At 37.8% G+C, this 17,035-nt stretch carries 18 protein-coding genes; 5 read left to right on the forward strand and 13 right to left on the reverse strand.

Features of this window, described 5'->3' with window-relative positions:
* Positions 1-10: 10 nt before the first annotated feature.
* The 4 genes from A6M14_RS08530 to A6M14_RS08545 all read left to right on the forward strand — a co-directional run bounded on the left by A6M14_RS08530 (position 11) and on the right by A6M14_RS08545 (position 2,632).
* Positions 11-613, forward strand: coding sequence for an alpha-E domain-containing protein (locus tag A6M14_RS08530; protein WP_152874536.1), 603 nt, complete (start codon positions 11-13; stop codon positions 611-613).
* On the forward strand, positions 610-1,389 hold the full coding sequence (locus A6M14_RS08535) for a transglutaminase family protein (protein WP_152874537.1): 780 nt from the start codon (positions 610-612) through the stop codon (positions 1,387-1,389). The genes A6M14_RS08530 and A6M14_RS08535 overlap by 4 nt, the downstream gene beginning before the upstream one ends.
* A 19-nt stretch (positions 1,390-1,408) precedes the next feature.
* Positions 1,409-2,143: a proteasome-type protease gene (locus A6M14_RS08540; RefSeq protein ID WP_152874538.1), complete on the forward strand. Its 735-nt coding sequence runs from the start codon at positions 1,409-1,411 to the stop codon at positions 2,141-2,143.
* 78 nt (positions 2,144-2,221) lie between these two features.
* Positions 2,222-2,632 (forward strand): BLUF domain-containing protein, encoded by a 411-nt coding sequence (locus tag A6M14_RS08545; RefSeq protein WP_152874539.1) that lies wholly within the window; start codon positions 2,222-2,224, stop codon positions 2,630-2,632.
* 99 nt (positions 2,633-2,731) lie between these two features.
* Here the strand turns inward: A6M14_RS08545 and alr are convergent, their stop codons facing one another.
* The 13 genes from alr to ppsA all read right to left on the reverse strand — a co-directional run bounded on the left by alr (position 2,732) and on the right by ppsA (position 15,961).
* The gene (gene alr / locus A6M14_RS08550; RefSeq protein WP_163123844.1) at positions 2,732-3,805 is read right to left on the reverse strand and encodes an alanine racemase; all 1,074 of its coding nucleotides are present in this window, start codon (positions 3,803-3,805) and stop codon (positions 2,732-2,734) included.
* Between the two features lie 248 nt (positions 3,806-4,053).
* Positions 4,054-4,398, reverse strand: coding sequence for a hypothetical protein (locus A6M14_RS08555; RefSeq protein WP_152874541.1), 345 nt, complete (start codon positions 4,396-4,398; stop codon positions 4,054-4,056).
* Positions 4,399-4,515: 117 nt separating this feature from the next.
* Complete coding sequence (gene dnaB, locus A6M14_RS08560) at positions 4,516-5,961, reverse strand: replicative DNA helicase (RefSeq protein WP_152874542.1); 1,446 nt, start codon at positions 5,959-5,961, stop codon at positions 4,516-4,518.
* 227 nt (positions 5,962-6,188) lie between these two features.
* Entirely contained in the window at positions 6,189-6,635 is a 447-nt protein-coding gene (gene rplI / locus A6M14_RS08565; RefSeq protein ID WP_163123847.1) for a 50S ribosomal protein L9, read from the reverse strand.
* 9 nt (positions 6,636-6,644) lie between these two features.
* Positions 6,645-6,872: a 30S ribosomal protein S18 gene (gene rpsR, locus A6M14_RS08570; protein ID WP_152874543.1), complete on the reverse strand. Its 228-nt coding sequence runs from the start codon at positions 6,870-6,872 to the stop codon at positions 6,645-6,647.
* Positions 6,873-6,884: 12 nt separating this feature from the next.
* Complete coding sequence (gene rpsF / locus A6M14_RS08575; protein ID WP_152874544.1) at positions 6,885-7,274, reverse strand: 30S ribosomal protein S6; 390 nt, start codon at positions 7,272-7,274, stop codon at positions 6,885-6,887.
* Positions 7,275-7,534: 260 nt separating this feature from the next.
* Entirely contained in the window at positions 7,535-8,413 is an 879-nt protein-coding gene (cyoE, locus tag A6M14_RS08580) for a heme o synthase (RefSeq protein ID WP_152874545.1), read from the reverse strand.
* A 10-nt stretch (positions 8,414-8,423) separates the two neighbouring features.
* Positions 8,424-8,753 (reverse strand): cytochrome o ubiquinol oxidase subunit IV, encoded by a 330-nt coding sequence (gene cyoD, locus A6M14_RS08585; protein ID WP_171522171.1) that lies wholly within the window; start codon positions 8,751-8,753, stop codon positions 8,424-8,426.
* Positions 8,750-9,370 carry a cytochrome o ubiquinol oxidase subunit III gene (gene cyoC, locus A6M14_RS08590; protein ID WP_152874547.1) on the reverse strand — a complete coding sequence of 207 codons (621 nt, stop codon included), beginning with the start codon at positions 9,368-9,370 and terminating at the stop codon, positions 8,750-8,752. Before cyoC ends, cyoD begins: the two co-directional genes overlap by 4 nt.
* A 4-nt stretch (positions 9,371-9,374) precedes the next feature.
* Positions 9,375-11,363 (reverse strand): cytochrome o ubiquinol oxidase subunit I, encoded by a 1,989-nt coding sequence (gene cyoB / locus A6M14_RS08595; protein WP_152874548.1) that lies wholly within the window; start codon positions 11,361-11,363, stop codon positions 9,375-9,377.
* Positions 11,364-11,366: 3 nt separating this feature from the next.
* Positions 11,367-12,407 carry a ubiquinol oxidase subunit II gene (cyoA, locus tag A6M14_RS08600; protein ID WP_152874549.1) on the reverse strand — a complete coding sequence of 347 codons (1,041 nt, stop codon included), beginning with the start codon at positions 12,405-12,407 and terminating at the stop codon, positions 11,367-11,369.
* A 308-nt stretch (positions 12,408-12,715) separates the two neighbouring features.
* Positions 12,716-13,501 carry an RDD family protein gene (locus A6M14_RS08605; RefSeq protein WP_152874550.1) on the reverse strand — a complete coding sequence of 262 codons (786 nt, stop codon included), beginning with the start codon at positions 13,499-13,501 and terminating at the stop codon, positions 12,716-12,718.
* Positions 13,502-13,579: 78 nt separating this feature from the next.
* Positions 13,580-15,961, reverse strand: a complete 2,382-nt coding sequence (gene ppsA / locus A6M14_RS08610) for a phosphoenolpyruvate synthase (RefSeq protein ID WP_152874551.1) — start codon at positions 15,959-15,961, stop codon at positions 13,580-13,582.
* Between the two features lie 153 nt (positions 15,962-16,114).
* Between ppsA and ppsR the strand changes: the two genes are divergently transcribed.
* On the forward strand, positions 16,115-16,951 hold the full coding sequence (gene ppsR, locus A6M14_RS08615; protein WP_152874552.1) for a posphoenolpyruvate synthetase regulatory kinase/phosphorylase PpsR: 837 nt from the start codon (positions 16,115-16,117) through the stop codon (positions 16,949-16,951).
* Positions 16,952-17,035 lie beyond the last annotated feature (84 nt).

The raw sequence follows: 17,035 nt of genomic DNA on the forward strand, positions 1-17,035 counted from the left end.
GGAGATAAGAATGATTTTATTAAATTCTAGTGCAGAATATATTTTTTGGTTGGGACGTTATATTTCACGTATTCAATATTTGTGTCATCAATTTCCATTTAAAGAAGATGCTGAAGCAGCAGAATATGCAAAAGCTTTTTGTTTACCTGCATTTGATGCAATGTCTTTAAATGAACTTGTTTTAAACGAAAGTCATGCTGTTTCATTTAAACAGCAGTTTCTTTACGCAAAAGATAATATTCACGAATTACGTGGTGTGCTTACAGCGTATGGCTATGCAGAATTAAATCAGCTGATTAAAACGGCAAGTGAAAATCCGGGATACATTTGTGATGTGGTGGGTGAGTGTTTAGATGTTTTAGAAGCTGAGTCACATGATGTATTTCTATTTTTTAAATTAGGGCAAAGCATCGAGCAAATTGATAGGCAAATACGTTTAAATCAAAATTTAAGTGCAGCTTTACAGGCGTTAAGCATTGTCGTTAAATTGCTGGAAGAACTAGGTTGGGATTCATTAGCAGATACTTGGAGAGACTTACAAAACTCTTCAAGTTCGGAAAATTTTTATCGGTTCAGTGATCAAGTTCATCAAATGTTCGAGGTGAATGCATGAGACTCATGGTAAATCATCAAACGCATTATAGTTATAGTGAAGAAGCGTCGAATAGTATTCAATATATTAAAATGATGCCATTTAATAATAGCCATCAGAACGTGAAATCTTGGGATATTAGTGTTCCTGGTGAAATGCAAATGAAGCGAGATGCTTTTAATAATATTTGGATTACAAGTTCACAGCGTTTTGCATATCAGCAAATGACCATTATGGCACAAGGAATCGTAGAGCTAAATTTAACATCTGAAAATGGTTTAGATGATCAGATGAATCCTTATTTGTTCATGCAACCGACGCCAAGTACTCTATGTAATCCTGAAATGAAAGAATTTGCACACCGTTATGTGCCTGTTGTAAGCCGTGAAAATTTGATGCATTTGGCTGCTGCAATTCTTGAAAGAATTCCTTATATCTCTTATACGACGAATGTAAATACGACTGCAGTAGATGCTTTTGAGCATCAACAAGGTGTTTGCCAAGATCATAGTCATGTTTTTATTGCAATGTGTAAGTCTTTAGGGCTTGCTGCACGTTATGTATCTGGCTATTTATTTGTACCAAATACTTCTCACCTAGCGAGTCATGCATGGGCAGAAGTTTTTTTAAATGATTTATGGTATTGTTTCGACATTAGTAATCAATTATTTACACCTAGTTCACATATTTATGTTGCTGTTGGGCGTGATTATTGGGATGTTGCTCCTGTTCGTGGAATGCGCGAAAAGGGCGGGCTAGAAACAATGCATTCTATTGTGCAAGTTTTAGCATGTTAAAAATAAAAAAGAGGATGTTATGACTTATTGTTGTGCGCTACGTTTAAAAGATGGATTGGTTTTTATCAGCGATACGCGTACAAATGCGGGTGTAGATCATATTTCTGTTTTTCGAAAACTATATATCTTTGGTATAGAGGGAAAACGCTTTTTCACCATTCAAACTTCAGGTAATTTGGCAACAACGCAAGCGGTGATTGGTTATTTAAAAAATCAGTTAACATTAAATCAAGAGCCTAATTTATATAGCGTAAATACGATGTTTGAAGTGGCTGAATTGGTCGGTCACACACTTAGAAAAGTCATTGCAGATGTGACAGCCGATACGTTAGAGCAAAGTAATTATTATTGTAGTTTACTTGTGGGTGGGCAAATAGGCGAAGAACCTATGCAACTTTATAACATTTATCCGCAAGGTAACTTCATTAGCGCAACCAAAGACACGCCATTTTTCCAAATTGGAGAAAGTAAATATGGTAAGCCAATTTTAGATCGTGCACTTAGTTATGATATGCCAATAGATGAAGCTTTACGATGCGCTCTTATTTCATTTGATTCAACGCTCAGATCAAATGTATCTGTTGGAATGCCGCTTGATGTTTTGGTTTATAAAAAAGATAGCTTAAACCTTCCAGAAGGTAAGCGAATTAATGAATCAGATGAATATTTTGAAAAAATTAGCAAGCAATGGTCTGAAACATTGAAAAAGGGGTTACAAGATTTGCCTAAGCCAACCCATGATTATTTCGATTAATTTCTGTATTTTTTGTTAAAGTAATGACGTTGGTTAGATAAAGTATTGTAATTTTTTACAATAATAAGAGGAGCATAAATGTACCAATTATGTTATGCCAGTTGTGCAACATCGGATGGTGAAAAATTATTAGAAGATCTTAGGAATACATTGAAAGAAGCGCGTGATTTTAATGTTAGACATCAAATTACAGGTGTTCTTTATTTTGCAGACGGTTATTTTTTTCAATGTTTGGAAGGGGATAAGGCTGATTTAGATGTTTTATGTGAAATGATTAAAAAGGATAATCGCCATAAAGGCTTTACACTTTTTGAATATAAGCCGATTGAAAAGCAGCATTTTGTAGATTGGTCTATGAAATACGTGAAAAGAAATAGTGTGATTCAGCAATATATGCGTGATCATGGCTTTGAGTTATTTAGACCAAAATTATTACAACTAAATCAGGTCGATGAATTGGTTTTATTATTAGCAGATATAAAAGATTAGAGAAAGCATTGTTGGATCTTTTTTTATAAATTAAAACCTGTTTTATGAAAAACTGTATTAGACAGATAAAAGCCCAAGATCACTTGGGCTTTTATGTATTTAGATTTTTTTTCGAATAGGGCGATGACTTAATCGGCATAATAATTCATAGCCAATGGTACCATTCGCTTCAGCAACATCATCAACTAAGCGATTTTTGCCCCAAAGTTCGACTTCTGTACCAATGGGTGCATTTATGCCTGTCACATCAATTGCAATCATATCCATTGCAACACGACCAATAACAGCTACTTTCCGCCCATTGATTGCAACATGGTTTTGTTTTGGAAAAGCACGTGGGTAACCATCTCCATAACCAATAGATACAATAGCCAGCTCAGTTTCTTTTTCTGCAATAAAGGTAGAACCATAACCTACAGATTCACCAGCTTGAATGGTATTTAAAGCAATAATTTCAGCAGTGAAAGTCATGACAGGTTTAATATCTAAATCATGTGCAGTTTTATCGGCAAAAGGGCTTGCACCATATAACATGATTCCAGGACGAACAAAGTCAAAATTAAGTTCAGGCCATTTGAAAATAGCTGCGGAATTACAGCAAGATGCCATAATAGGTTCACAGGCTTCTTTTACTCGTAAAAATTGTGATTTTTGTTGTTCATTTAATGGGTGGTTTTCTGCATCGGCATTTGCAAAGTGCATAGCTAAAACACAGGTAAATCCTTCGGCTTTTAGCGTATGAATGACACTTATAATGTCGTCGACTTTAAAACCTAAGCGGTTCATGCCGCTATTGAGTTTTACCCAAACTTTTAAATTTTTAGCAATATAAGCATCTTTATGTGTAAGCAACCAATCAAGTTGTTGTTGGTGGTGAACAATCAACTCAATATTCTGATCTATCACAATTTGCATTTCTTCTGCAGAAAAAATACCTTCAATAAGTGTAATGGGCTGTTGGTAGCCTAATTCACGTATTTCAATGGCTTCTGCTAAACAAGCGACACCAAAAGCATCTGTATTTGCTAAGGCTGCTAAACAGTCTTTAACGCCATGTCCATAAGCATTGGCTTTGACCATGCTGACAATTTTAGCGGTTGGGGAAAGTTGTTTAACGCGGTTTAAATTATATTGCAGTGCTTCACTATCAATATAAACAGTTGCTTGGCGCACCCGAAGAACTCCTTTAAATAGGAAAAAGGTAAGTGAAATTTTATTCAATGACCAATGCGGAATAAAACATGCTGAATTTGGTATCACTTGATGAGGTGATGTAAATTACAGTGAGAATCTTAGGCATTTCATACAATTGAAATTAAATAAACAATCGTTATAAATGCAATTGTTATTGTATGCCTATATCTAATATTTTTGAATATTTAGTCATTATTGTTGTGTATTTTTTCTAAATGGTTAAAAAGTTATTTGGGTGGTAAGCGTACGGAAAAATCTACTTCTCCATTTGTATCTGGACGTAAACTAATATAGTAGGTTTTACTATTATTACATGCACTTACAGTCCAATACTCAATGACTTCTTTAATTTGTCCTTCTGGTGTTTGGTCAATTTTGAAAATTTGAGTTTGAATTGAATCAATTTTTCTACAGCTTGATCCAAACCAAGTTGTTAAAGTTTTTGAAATTACTTTTTTAATGTCTTGTTTAAGAATTTGGTCAGAAGCACTTTCACCAGTAAAGTTTGAGTTTGCCATACTTGTACTGTTGAAATTAAGAAGAATAAAGATGGAAAATAAAAACTTATTCATAATATTAGCTCTTCGTTATAGTTTTAGGATGAATAGAAAATCAATTGAATTGGTGAGCTATTCATCCTAAGTTATTTTGAGACCTAATAATATATACAATAATGACAGATGAAAAACTTATTCCTCATCATCGTATTGCGAATAGAACTCAGGAGATAAGTTACTAAAACGCGTATATTGACCTTCGAAAGCAAGGCGAACAGTACCAATAGGGCCATTACGTTGCTTACCGATAATAATTTCGGCAGTACCTGCTTCTTTTGATTCTTTGTTATAAACCTCATCACGGTAAATAAACATAATCAAATCGGCATCCTGCTCGATTGCACCAGATTCACGTAAATCGGACATTACAGGGCGTTTATTTGGTCGATTCTCTAGCGCACGGTTAAGCTGTGAAAGAGCAATAACAGGGCATTGCATTTCTTTAGCGAGTGCTTTTAGGCTTCGGGAAATTTCCGAAATCTCACCAACACGGTTATCGCCCATACCTGGTACTTTCATCAATTGAAGATAATCGACCATGATGCATCCCAACTTACCGCCATGCTGCTTGGCAATACGACGAGCACGAGAGCGTAATTCTGTTGGTGGTAATGCTGATGAGTCATCGATATACAGATTTTTTTCTTGTAAATGGACGATGGTACTGGTTACTTTAGACCATTCATCGCTATCCATTTTACCTGCGCGTAAATGTCCCTGATGCACACGTCCAAATGAAGAAATTAAACGCATTGCAATTGAATCTGCGGGCATCTCCATTGAGTAAACAAGAGCTGGTAAGTTGTTGTTAAATAATACACTTTCAACTAAGTTCATCGCAAAAGTAGTTTTACCCATAGATGGACGAGCAGCAACAATAATTAAATCACCTGCTTGCATACCAGATGTTTTATTATCGAGTTCAACGAAACCAGTTGTTAAACCTGTAATGCTACCTTCTTGTTGCGATAATTCATTTAGCTTATCGAAAACATCTGCAACAATGGTATTAATTGCTTTAGGGCCGACATTTTTCTTATTGTTATTATGTTGCTCTGCAATTTGGAAAATATTAGTTTCTGCAAGATCTAAAATTTCACTAACATTTCGACCTTTTGTATCATATGCATTTTGTAGAATTTCAGAACTGACTTTAATCATGTTTCTTAAAGTTGCAAATTCTTTAATTTTGGTTGCGTAGGTTTCAATGTTATAGAAGCTTGATGGGGAGTCTGCCATCAACTGCATTAAATATTCTTCACCGCCAGCTGCATCTAATAGGTTCTGCTTAATGAGCCAATCATTCACCAAAACAGCATCGTAAGGTGAGTTTTCTTTGGTTAAAGTATCAATTGCTCTAAAAATATATTTATGGCGCGTTGCATAAAAATCAGACTCTTGTATTACATCACCGACTTGTTCAAAAGACTCGGCAACCGTCATTAATGCGGCAAGTACTGCTTGTTCAATTGCCAAATTATGTGGTGGCGTACGAAACTCTTTAAGTTGACTATTTTCATTGCTCAAAGTGTTTGTTTTCGCTGAATTTTGCTTAGCAGTGGCATTCGCCTGTGACATATAAATCCCTGATTTTTTAAAACAGTATATGCAGAATTATTAATGTTTGAATAATCATTAAATTATCAATATTGAATTTAAATCATACGTGTTCTACATAAAAAATGCGAATTGAATTTCAGTTTTTTAGCAGTTGTAAATAACGTGAAATATAAAAAATAATAGAGAAGGGTATTTAAAAGATAAAAAAAGAGCATGCGAAAGCATGCTCTTTTTTTTGCAAGAAATTACTCAGATACGATAGTAACGAGAACTTCAGCAGTAACATCATGATGCAATTGGATTGCGATGTTAAATTCGCCAGTGTGACGAAGTGCACCGTTCGGTAAACGAACTTCTGCACGGTCAACAACAAGACCAGCGTTTGTTAAAGCGTCAGCAATATCACGAGTACCGATAGAACCGAATAGTTTACCTTCATCACCAGCTTTCGCAGTGATAACGATGTTAACTTCGTCTAATTGGTCAGCACGTGCTTGAGCAGCAGCTAAAACTTCAGCTTCAGCTTTTTCAAGATCTGCACGACGAGCTTCAAAAGCAGCAGTATTCGACTCAGTCGCTGCTACTGCTTGACCTTGAGGGATAAGGTAGTTGCGGCCGTAACCAGCTTTAACTGAAACTTTATCGCCTAATTTACCAAGGTTTTTAATGCGTTGTAATAAGATAATATCCACAGCTCAACCTCACTTATGATTGTCAGTGTAAGGGATCAAAGACAAGTAGCGAGCTTGTTTAATAGCAAGCGCTAATTGACGTTGGTAACGAGCTTTAGTACCTGTAATACGGCTAGGAACAATTTTGCCGTTTTCAGTAATGTACTGTTTTAATGTATCGATATCTTTGTAGTCGATATACACAACTTTTTCTGCTGTAAAGCGGCAGAACTTGCGACGACGGTAAAAACGTGCCATTGAATGTTCTCCTTAAGCTTCAGCAGAGTCTTGATTAACTTGTTGTGCTTCTTCACGTTGAGCTTTACGCGCACGTTTTTCTTCAGCACTCTTAGCCAATAATGACTCTTCAGTAATTGCGTTTTCACGACGGATGATAAGGTTACGAAGGATCGCGTCATTATAACGGAACAATTCTTCAAGCTCATCAAGAGTCGTTTGACCACACTCAACATTCATAAGAATGTAGTGAGCTTTATGGATCTTGTTAATTGGGTAAGCCAATTGACGACGGCCCCAATCTTCTAGACGGTGAATTTGACCTTCAGCTTCTTTGATGTGAGTTAGGTAACGTTCTACCATACCCACTACTTGATCGCTTTGATCAGGGTGTACTAAAAGTACGATTTCGTAGTGACGCATTGTCAGCTCCTTACGGATTATGCAGCCTATAACTAAAGTTAAAGGCAAGGAGTCACAACCAAAGTTGTGTCGCTAAATTGCGAAGCGTAATTTTAGTGCTTTTAGCTAGAAAATACAAGAGATGAAGGCAATAAACTAATAAATAGGATTTGGAGATAAAAGGTGGAAAGAAATAGCCAAATTTAAGTATTAATTTTAATTTTAATTTTAATTGTTGAATGGAAAAATACCCTATTAAAAGATAGAGAGGGCTCTATCTTTTAAAAAAGTACGATATTTGTTGTTGGGGCAATGGAGCTAAAACTGAAGCAAATACTAACAACAGTAATTAAAATAACCGAAAATAGGAAAAAACGTTTTGCCCATAGTTGATCATTTTGTGTTCTAAAGCCAATAACAGCAATATACAACCAATAAATGCAAAGCGCATTTAAGATTACAAGGTATATCCAATTTGCATAACCAAATACAAATAGAAGATTCATTGTAATGGTGAATAAAACAACATAAATCAAAGATTCGATTTTGGTGCGTAATATTGTGCGTGCTACAGGTAAAATTGGAACACCTGCATTTTTGTAGTCATCAAAGCGATAAATTGCAATTCCCCAAGAATGAGGCATTTGCCAAAGCGCATAAGCAATAAAGAGTATTAAAGCACCTAAGTCAAATTGAGCTACAACAGCCGTGTAACCAATAACAGGAGGGCTTGCGCCTGAAATACTTCCAATAACTGTTTGATGAATTGTGGTTCTTTTTGTCCAAAGACTATAAAAGAACACATAAACTACAAAACCAATAACAGCAAATAAAAAGGCATAACCATTAATAGCAAACCATAAGATACTAAAACCAATAAGACCTAAAACAAATGCATATACCAATGCGACAGGAACAGAAATGGTTTTTTGAACAAGTGCACGATTTTTTGTGCGTTGCATTTTTTGGTCAATGTCTTGATCAATGACGTTATTGATCACACAGCCAGAGGCAACAACAAGTGTTGTACCAATGAGGGTGGTGAGTAGGAGAAGGAAATCTACAGAACCTTGGGCGGCTAAGAAGAAGCCGCCCAAAGTGGTAACAAAGTTACCAAAGAGAATTCCTGGTTTAGTCAGGAATAAATACTTTTTCAGCATGACAATCAGTTTAGATCATCATGTTGAGGTGTAAGTAGTTCATGATCCACACAGAACCAATCAATAACACAGCAATACAAAGAATTGTATAAACAAAAGCAATTACGTTCCAACGTTGCTCAGAAGATGAGTTCATGTGCAAGAAGTAAACTAATTGAATAAGTACCTGTGCAATTGCTGTAATTGCAATAACCGCAACCAATAAACCACGGCTAAAACCACCAGCCATTACCATACCAAAAGGAATTAAGGTTAGGATAACTGAAAGGATGAAGCCAATTGTGTATTGTTTAGCGTTACCGTGTGCAGCACCAGCAGCGTTATGTTCGTGACTCATTATAGTACTCCTAATAAGTAAACTACGCTGAATACACAAATCCAAACGATATCAAGGAAATGCCAGAATAAGCTTAGGCAAGCAAGACGACGCGTGTTTGGAAGAGTCAAACCATTTTTCTTGATTTGAACCATCAACACGATCATCCACACTAAACCTGAAGTTACGTGGATACCATGCGTACCTACCAGCGTAAAGAACGCAGATAAGAAAGCAGAAGTGCTTGGACCATGACCAGCGTGAACTAAATGATGAAATTCATAAAGTTCCATACCGATAAACGATGCACCAAATACCCAAGTTACAGCTAACCAAGTTAATACTTGAGTAACATTCTTTTTGTATGCAGCAAGAACCGCAAAACCAAATGTTACTGAAGAGATTAAAAGAGCGAAAGTTTCAGTTAAAACGAAACTTAAAGAATCGCCAAATAAATCTTTTGCACTTGGAGTGCCAACAGGGATATGGCTACTTAAAACAGCGAATGCAATGAAGAGTGTACCGAAAAGGATCAAGTCACTCATCAAGTATGTCCAAAAACCAAAGACAGTGATGTCAGTATCATCGTGGTGATGATGCTCATCGTGTCCATGGTTTTCGTGATGAAGTACGTCAGCCATTGTCTTAGTCCTTCTTCAAATGTTTTTCAAGAATCGCATAGCGTTCGTTTTCAATACGCTCAACTTCGGCAGCAGGTACGTAGTAATCAACTTTCTTCGTGAATGAAGAAACGATGAAACTAATAATTGCAGCAACGAAAGAAACAACCGCTAACCACCAAATGTGCCAAATTAAAGCAAAGCCCATAGTTGTGATGATTAGACCAATAACGATACCAGCGGCACGGTTAGTAGGCATGTGGATGTTTTCGTATTGAGTTGGTTTAACGTATGCAACACCGTTTTCTTTGTCAGTCCAGAAAGTATCAATACCATTGATTTTTGGAAGATGAGCAAAGTTATAGAACGGAGCAGGTGAAGAAGTAGACCATTCAGGTGTACGACCATCCCAAGCATCGCCTGTGTAATCGATACGTTGATTGCGTTGTAAGAAACCAACAACAATTTGCATAACGAAGCACAGAATACCAATCAAGATTAGTACTGAACCAAATAAAGCGATTGCTAAGTACGGATCCCATTCTGGGTTGTCATATGTATTCAAACGACGAGTCATACCCATGAAACCAAGGATATAAAGCGGCATGAATGCAAAGTAGAAACCGAAGAACCAGAACCAGAAAGATGCTTTACCCCAAGTTTCATTTAATCTCCAACCAAACATTTTTGGCCAGTAGAAAATGATACCCGCAAACATTGCGAATACTACACCACCAATAATTACGTTATGGAAGTGAGCGATAAGGAATAAAGAGTTGTGTACAAGGAAGTCCGCAGGCGGAACAGCCATTAATACACCAGTTAAACCACCGATACCAAAAGTCACAAGGAAGCCAAGTGTCCAAAGCATTGGTGTTGTATAGGTAATACGACCCTTATACATTGTGAATAACCAAGAGAAGATTTTCACACCTGTAGGAATCGCAATAACCATGGTCATGATACCGAAGAACGCGTTAACGTTGGCACCAGCACCCATCGTAAAGAAGTGGTGAACCCATACCACGAACGCAAGTACTGTGATCGCGATTGTTGCATACACCATAGATTTGTAGCCGAATAACGTTTTACGAGAGAACGTTGAAACAACTTCAGAGTAAATACCAAAAGCAGGTAATACTAAGATATAAACTTCTGGGTGACCCCAAGTCCAAATCAAGTTCACGTACAACATTGGGCTACCGCCTAAGTCGTTAGTGAAGAAGTGGAAATCGAAGTAACGGTCAAGCGTTAACATTGCAATCGTTGCAGTTAACACAGGGAATGATGCAATGATTAACACAGCAGTACATAAAGATGTCCACGTGAAAATCGGCATATCCATAAGACCCATGCCAGGCGCACGCATTTTGATAATGGTAACGAAGAAGTTAACACCAGTTAACAATGTACCAAGACCAGAAACCTGCAATGCCCAGATGTAGTAGTCCATACCTACGCCAGGAGAATATTGAATGCCTGAAAGTGGAGGGTAAGCCATCCAACCAGTCGCAGCAAATTCACCTAGAACAAGAGAAGCCATCATCAAACCAGCAGCACCAGCGAATAACCAGAAGCTTAAAGAGTTTAATAATGGGAATGCAACGTCACGAGCACCAATTTGAAGTGGTACTGAGATGTTCATTAAACCAACTACAAGACCCATTGCTACGAAGAAGATCATAATTACGCCATGGGCTGTAAAGATTTGATCGTAATGCTCAGGGTGTAAGTAACCTTCACCGCCACCACGAGCGAGGAACAGTTGAAGGCGCATCATAATCGCATCAGCAAAGCCACGAAGTAGCATGATGATAGATACGAGAAGATACATGATACCAATTTTTTTATGGTCTACAGATGTGAACCATTCGTTCCACAAATAAGTCCATTTTTTGAAATAAGTAATACCACCAATTACAGCAATACCACCTAGAACCATGAATGCAATCGTCACCAACACGATCGGATCGTGAGGGATTGCATCAGGACCTAACTTACCTAATAAGCTCATGTGTTATTCCCCTTGAGAAGCAGTTGCATGTGCTTCAGAAGCTGAATGATCAGCGCCATGATAGTTTGACATGTAAGTATTGATTACAGATTCAAACAAACCTTGCTCTACAGAAGAATAGTAAGTCACAGGATGTGGCTTAGTCGGGTAAGGACCTTCTGCTTTAGCAGTCGCAGCAAGTTTCTTCTCTAGATCAGTAGTTGCATTGGCATCCATCACTTCAATTTGGTGCGCAGAGCGGTTACCGTCACGTAAAGTTGCAAATTCAGCTTTGTCTAAAACAGTTTTTTGAACCGCTTCTGGATTTACTGAAGTGCCTTTACCTGCTTTAACAGCTGCTACCCATTCAGCAAATTGAGCATCAGTCACAGAGTGAGCGCGGAAACGCATTTGTGAGAAGCCATAGCCTGAATAGTTAGAAGAGAAACCGCGGAAGCCTTCGGCTGGGCTAGTTTCATTTGCTAACAAGTGAAGATGAGTTTGCATACCCGCCATAGCATAAATTTGACCGCCTAACGATGGGATGAAGAAAGAGTTCATCGTGAAGTTAGAAGTTAAACGAAGGTTTACAGGTGTTTTTTCCGGGAAACGAAGTTCGTTAACAGTCGCAATTTGTTGCTCTGGGTAGATGAAGATCCATTTGAATTGTTCAGCAATAACCTGAACAGTTACTGGAGCTTTATCAGATTCAAGAGGCTTGTAAGGGTCATATTTATGTGAACCAACCCAAGTTAGAACCGCTAGAATACCAATAATAATCACGGGGATACCCCATACTACAATTTCAATTGCAGTTGAGTGTGCCCATGTCGGTTTGTAGTCTGCATCTTTATTTGACGCGCGATATTTCCAACCAAACCATAAAGCCATAACAATTGATGGAATTACCACCAAAAGCATTAGCCAAATCGCAGTCATCATCAAGCCACTTTGACCTGCTGCTACTGGACCTTTTGAGTTTAGAAGTACTAGATCACCACCGCAACCTGTTAAGAGTGCGGCCATCATTGATAAAGACAATACAGCTAAAGTCGTTTGTCTCATTTTACAACCTCGGTGAAGAGTCCCATTCCCTAAATTAAATATGGGATAGCGATTAAAGTGCCGTATAACTGAGCGCTTTGATGTTTGATAAAAACATGAAATAGCTTCTAATCATTAGACACCGCTACGTTGTAGGGCATTATGCCTTATATCTAAGAACTAAGCTATATGTAAAGATGCTTTAAATGACTGTAATAAAAACCAATTTTGTTGGTCGGGATTGATTATTTTTATAAAAATTTATTCGTAATATCAATGAAGTGTGTAGTAACAAGGACATGTTTATGCCCTTGTGTATTTTAGGTAATTTATTGCTTAGTGACTTTAGTTTTTGCTAGTTTATCGTGCAAAGTTTGACGTTTTTTGCCAAAACTAAATGCCCAGTCGATAATGGAAAATAAGGGGAATAAATAAATTGTAGGTAAAACAAACAAAACACTGCGTAATGTGAAGCTACGCATTAATGGAACTTTAGCGTTGGTATTTGCATCTACAATTTGAATTTTAGCTAAACGTTTGCCCATGCTTTGTCCATGCTTTGCAAGCATCACCGCTTGAATTGCAAGCATAATTAAGATGTAAAGCCCTACAGCAATCCAAGCTTCTTGTGGAATAAGGTGAAATAATTCTGACTGAACTTGAAGCGCTTGCTCTGAAGTTGTTGCTGTCTGCATTTTTTGTTGTATTGAAGCAAGATCTGTAATTTGATTTTGATTCAAGAAAAATGATGGAATAATTGCAGCAGGAATCCAAAGTAGAATATCTAAAACTTTTGCAAAAGCACGTGAACCCAGAGATGCAAGTTCAGGTTCTACTTTACTATGAGAACGGTTGTTCTGAATGCTTGGATTAAACGTTGTTTGCGTTTGTTGATTTGGTGTTTGTGCAGATGTAGAAAGTGAAGGTGTTATATAACCTGCAGGTTCGTATATGAGTTTTCCTTGTGTAAGTTCACCTAAAGCTTTCCATTCCACCATGCCTTGGTGCCAAGCTAAATCTGTAAGTAGGATTTGTTGGCTTGCAAGCATTTGGTTAACTTGCTCAATTGTATATGGACCAGCTTGTTGATTATTTCGCGCCAAGTAAATCTGCATAAATTTTAAATCTCGAAAAACGAACAAAGAGTATAAATGAAAAAAGACCCTAATTAGGGTCTTTTTTAACACAGTTTCTTATGCTTGTTGAGACTTTTCTTCTTCAGCTAAGAAGAACCAAGTTTCTAATACTGAGTCTGGATTTAAAGATACAGATTCAATACCTTGTTCCATGAGCCATTTTGCAAGATCAGGATGATCAGAAGGACCTTGACCACAAATACCCACGTATTTACCTGCTTTACGACATGCTTGAATTGCCATTGAAAGAAGTACTTTCACAGCAGCATCACGCTCATCAAATAGGTGAGACACAATACCTGAGTCACGATCTAGACCAAGTGTTAACTGAGTTAAGTCATTTGAACCGATAGAGAAACCATCGAAATGTTCAAGGAATTGTTCAGCCAATAATGCGTTTGTTGGAAGCTCACACATCATGATCACTTTAAGACCATTTTCACCACGTTTTAAACCGTTAAGTGCTAACAATTCAATAACACGTTTCGCTTCTGCAACTGTACGTACGAAAGGAATCATGATTTGGATGTTTGTAAGACCCATTTCATCGCGTGCTTTTTTCAATGCACGACATTCAAGTTCGAAGCAGTCACGGAAATTGTCAGAAACGTAGCGACTTGCACCACGGAAACCAAGCATTGGGTTTTCTTCTTCTGGCTCGTATAACTTACCACCAATTAAGTTTGCGTATTCGTTTGACTTAAAGTCAGACATACGAACAATAACAGGTTTGTCTGCAAACGCAGCGGCAAGTGTTGAAATACCTTCTACTAATTTCTCTACATAGAAATCGATAGGAGAAGAGTAACCTGCAGTACGAGCCATTACAGCAGCACGTGTTTCACGCGGTAAGCTTTCAATATTCAATAATGCTTTAGGATGCACACCAATCATACGGTTGATGATGAATTCTAAACGTGCAAGACCAATACCTTCGTTAGGAATAGTTGCGAAATCGAATGCGCGGTCAGGGTTACCTACGTTCATCATTACTTTGAACGGAAGTTTAGGCATAGATTCGATAGAGTTGCGTTGAATTTCGAAATCTAACGCACCTTCGTAAATAAAGCCTGTATCACCTTCGGCACAAGAAACCGTAACTTCTTGACCATCGGTTAGAATTTCAGTTGCATTGCCACAACCTACAATTGCAGGAACGCCAAGTTCACGCGCAATAATTGCAGCGTGACAAGTACGACCACCACGGTTTGTAATAATCGCAGCAGCGCGTTTCATTACTGGTTCCCAATCTGGATCTGTCATGTCAGATACAAGCACGTCACCGTCTTGTACTTTATCCATTTCCTTGATTGAGCTCACAATGCGAACTTTACCAGAACCAATGCGTTGACCAATTGAACGACCTTCACAAACAACAGTACCTTTTTGTTTCAGTAGGTAGCGTTCCATTGTGCCGACATTTTCACGGCTTTTTACAGTTTCAGGACGTGCTTGAACGATATAGATTTCACCATCATCGCCATCTTTAGCCCATTCGATGTCCATTGGAGAACCGTAATGTTTTTCGATGATGAGCGCTTGTTTAGCAAGTTCTTGTAATTCGTGATCGTTTAACGCAAATTGTTGACGTTCTGCTTTTTCAACATCTACGATAGACACTGATTTACCCGCAGAAGCATCTTCGCTGTAAATCATTTTTTGATGTTTAGAACCCAAGTTACGACGCAAGATAGAATGTTTACCTGCGTTTAGTAATGGTTTAGATAGATAGAATTCGTCAGGGTTTACTGCACCTTGAACGACCATTTCACCCAAACCATAAGATGCTGTAATGAAAACAACATCACGGAAGCCAGATTCAGTATCGAGTGTGAACATAACGCCCGCAGCGCCAGTTTCAGAGCGAACCATGCGTTGGATACCCGCAGACAACGCAACAACGTCATGTGCGAAGTTTTGGTGTACACGGTAAGAAATAGCACGGTCGTTATATAACGATGCAAATACTTCTTTAATTGCAACAAGTACGTTGTCGATGCCGCGAATGTTCAAGAATGTTTCTTGTTGACCCGCAAATGAAGCATCAGGTAAGTCTTCTGCAGTCGCAGATGAACGAACGGCAACCGCGATGTCTGGGTTGCCGTTTGAAAGCGCTTCAAATGCAGTACGAACTTCTTTTTCAAGATCAGCAGTCAGTGGAGTGTCGACAATCCATTGACGAATTTTTGCGCCAGTTTCAGCAAGAGCGACAACATCATCTACATTGAGTGCTGCTAGCTCTGCATTGATTTTAGCGTTTAGGCCACTTTGCTCGAGAAATTCACGATAAGCTTGAGCGGTTGTTGCAAAACCACCAGGGACAGATACACCAGCATTAGAAAGATGGCTGATCATTTCGCCTAGAGATGAGTTTTTCCCACCTACAAGCTCAACATCATGTTTCCCTAATTTTTCTAGACCAATTACGCGCGCTTCCAAAGTTGTTACTCCACTTTTGCAGTATTTATCACTATCTTGGCATGAAATTATAACAAATTACTTAGTAATTTTATTGAACTAAGTTACAGTCATGTAAGATGGCTTACTATAAAGATTTAATGACACTAAGACAAATGTTTCGGGAGAATTTTAATGTCAGAAGCTAAACAAATTAAGCGCAGTGTTTTCTTTGTTTCAGATGGTACTGCAATTACCGCTGAAACCCTTGGCCACTCGCTATTAGCGCAGTTTCCACATGTTAATTTTGACATTCATATTATTCCCTATATTAGCTCTGAAGAGGCTGCGACTAATGTCGTAGCAGAAATTAATGCAAGAGCAAAATTGGATGGGCAAAAGCCTTTGGTATTTGATACTTTGGTCGACCCCTATGTTCGTGACATTATTAATACTGCAAAAGCAGTAAATCTTGATGTATTTGAAGGGCTTATTAGTAAATTGTCTGAAGAGTTAGGTACTGCGCCTACAACTTTAGTCGGACAAACCCATGCGGTGACAGATTCTGAGTCTTATAAGTCACGTATTGATGCGGTTCATTTCGCTTTAGATAACGATGATGGGGCAAGAACACGTCATTACGACAAGGCAGATTTGATCTTAATTGGGGTGTCTCGTTCGGGTAAAACGCCAACATCTATTTACTTGTCATTACAATTTGGTATTCGTGTTGCAAACTATCCTTTGACTGAAGAAGACTTAGATGACAACCGTTTGCCTGCTGTTTTAAAAGAACATAAGCATAAATTATTTGGTCTAATGATTGACGCAGATCGTTTAGTAGCAATACGTTCAGAGCGTAAAGCAAATAGTCGTTATGCAAGTTTTAGTCAATGTCAGATGGAGCTTCGTGCAATTGAAGGTATTTATATTTCAGAAGGAATTAAGCACTTAAATGTCTCTGAAATGTCGATTGAAGAAATTTCTACACGTGTACTTCAGATGACGGGACTAAAACGTCGTATTAGCTAAAACATAAGTTTTTATATTTAAAAAAGAGTCAAAATGTGGCTCTTTTTTTTATTAAAAATAATGAATAGGTAATCATAAAAAAAT

Origin of the sequence: Acinetobacter portensis, assembly GCF_009372215.1 — a bacterium.
Lineage (GTDB): Bacteria > Pseudomonadota > Gammaproteobacteria > Pseudomonadales > Moraxellaceae > Acinetobacter > Acinetobacter portensis.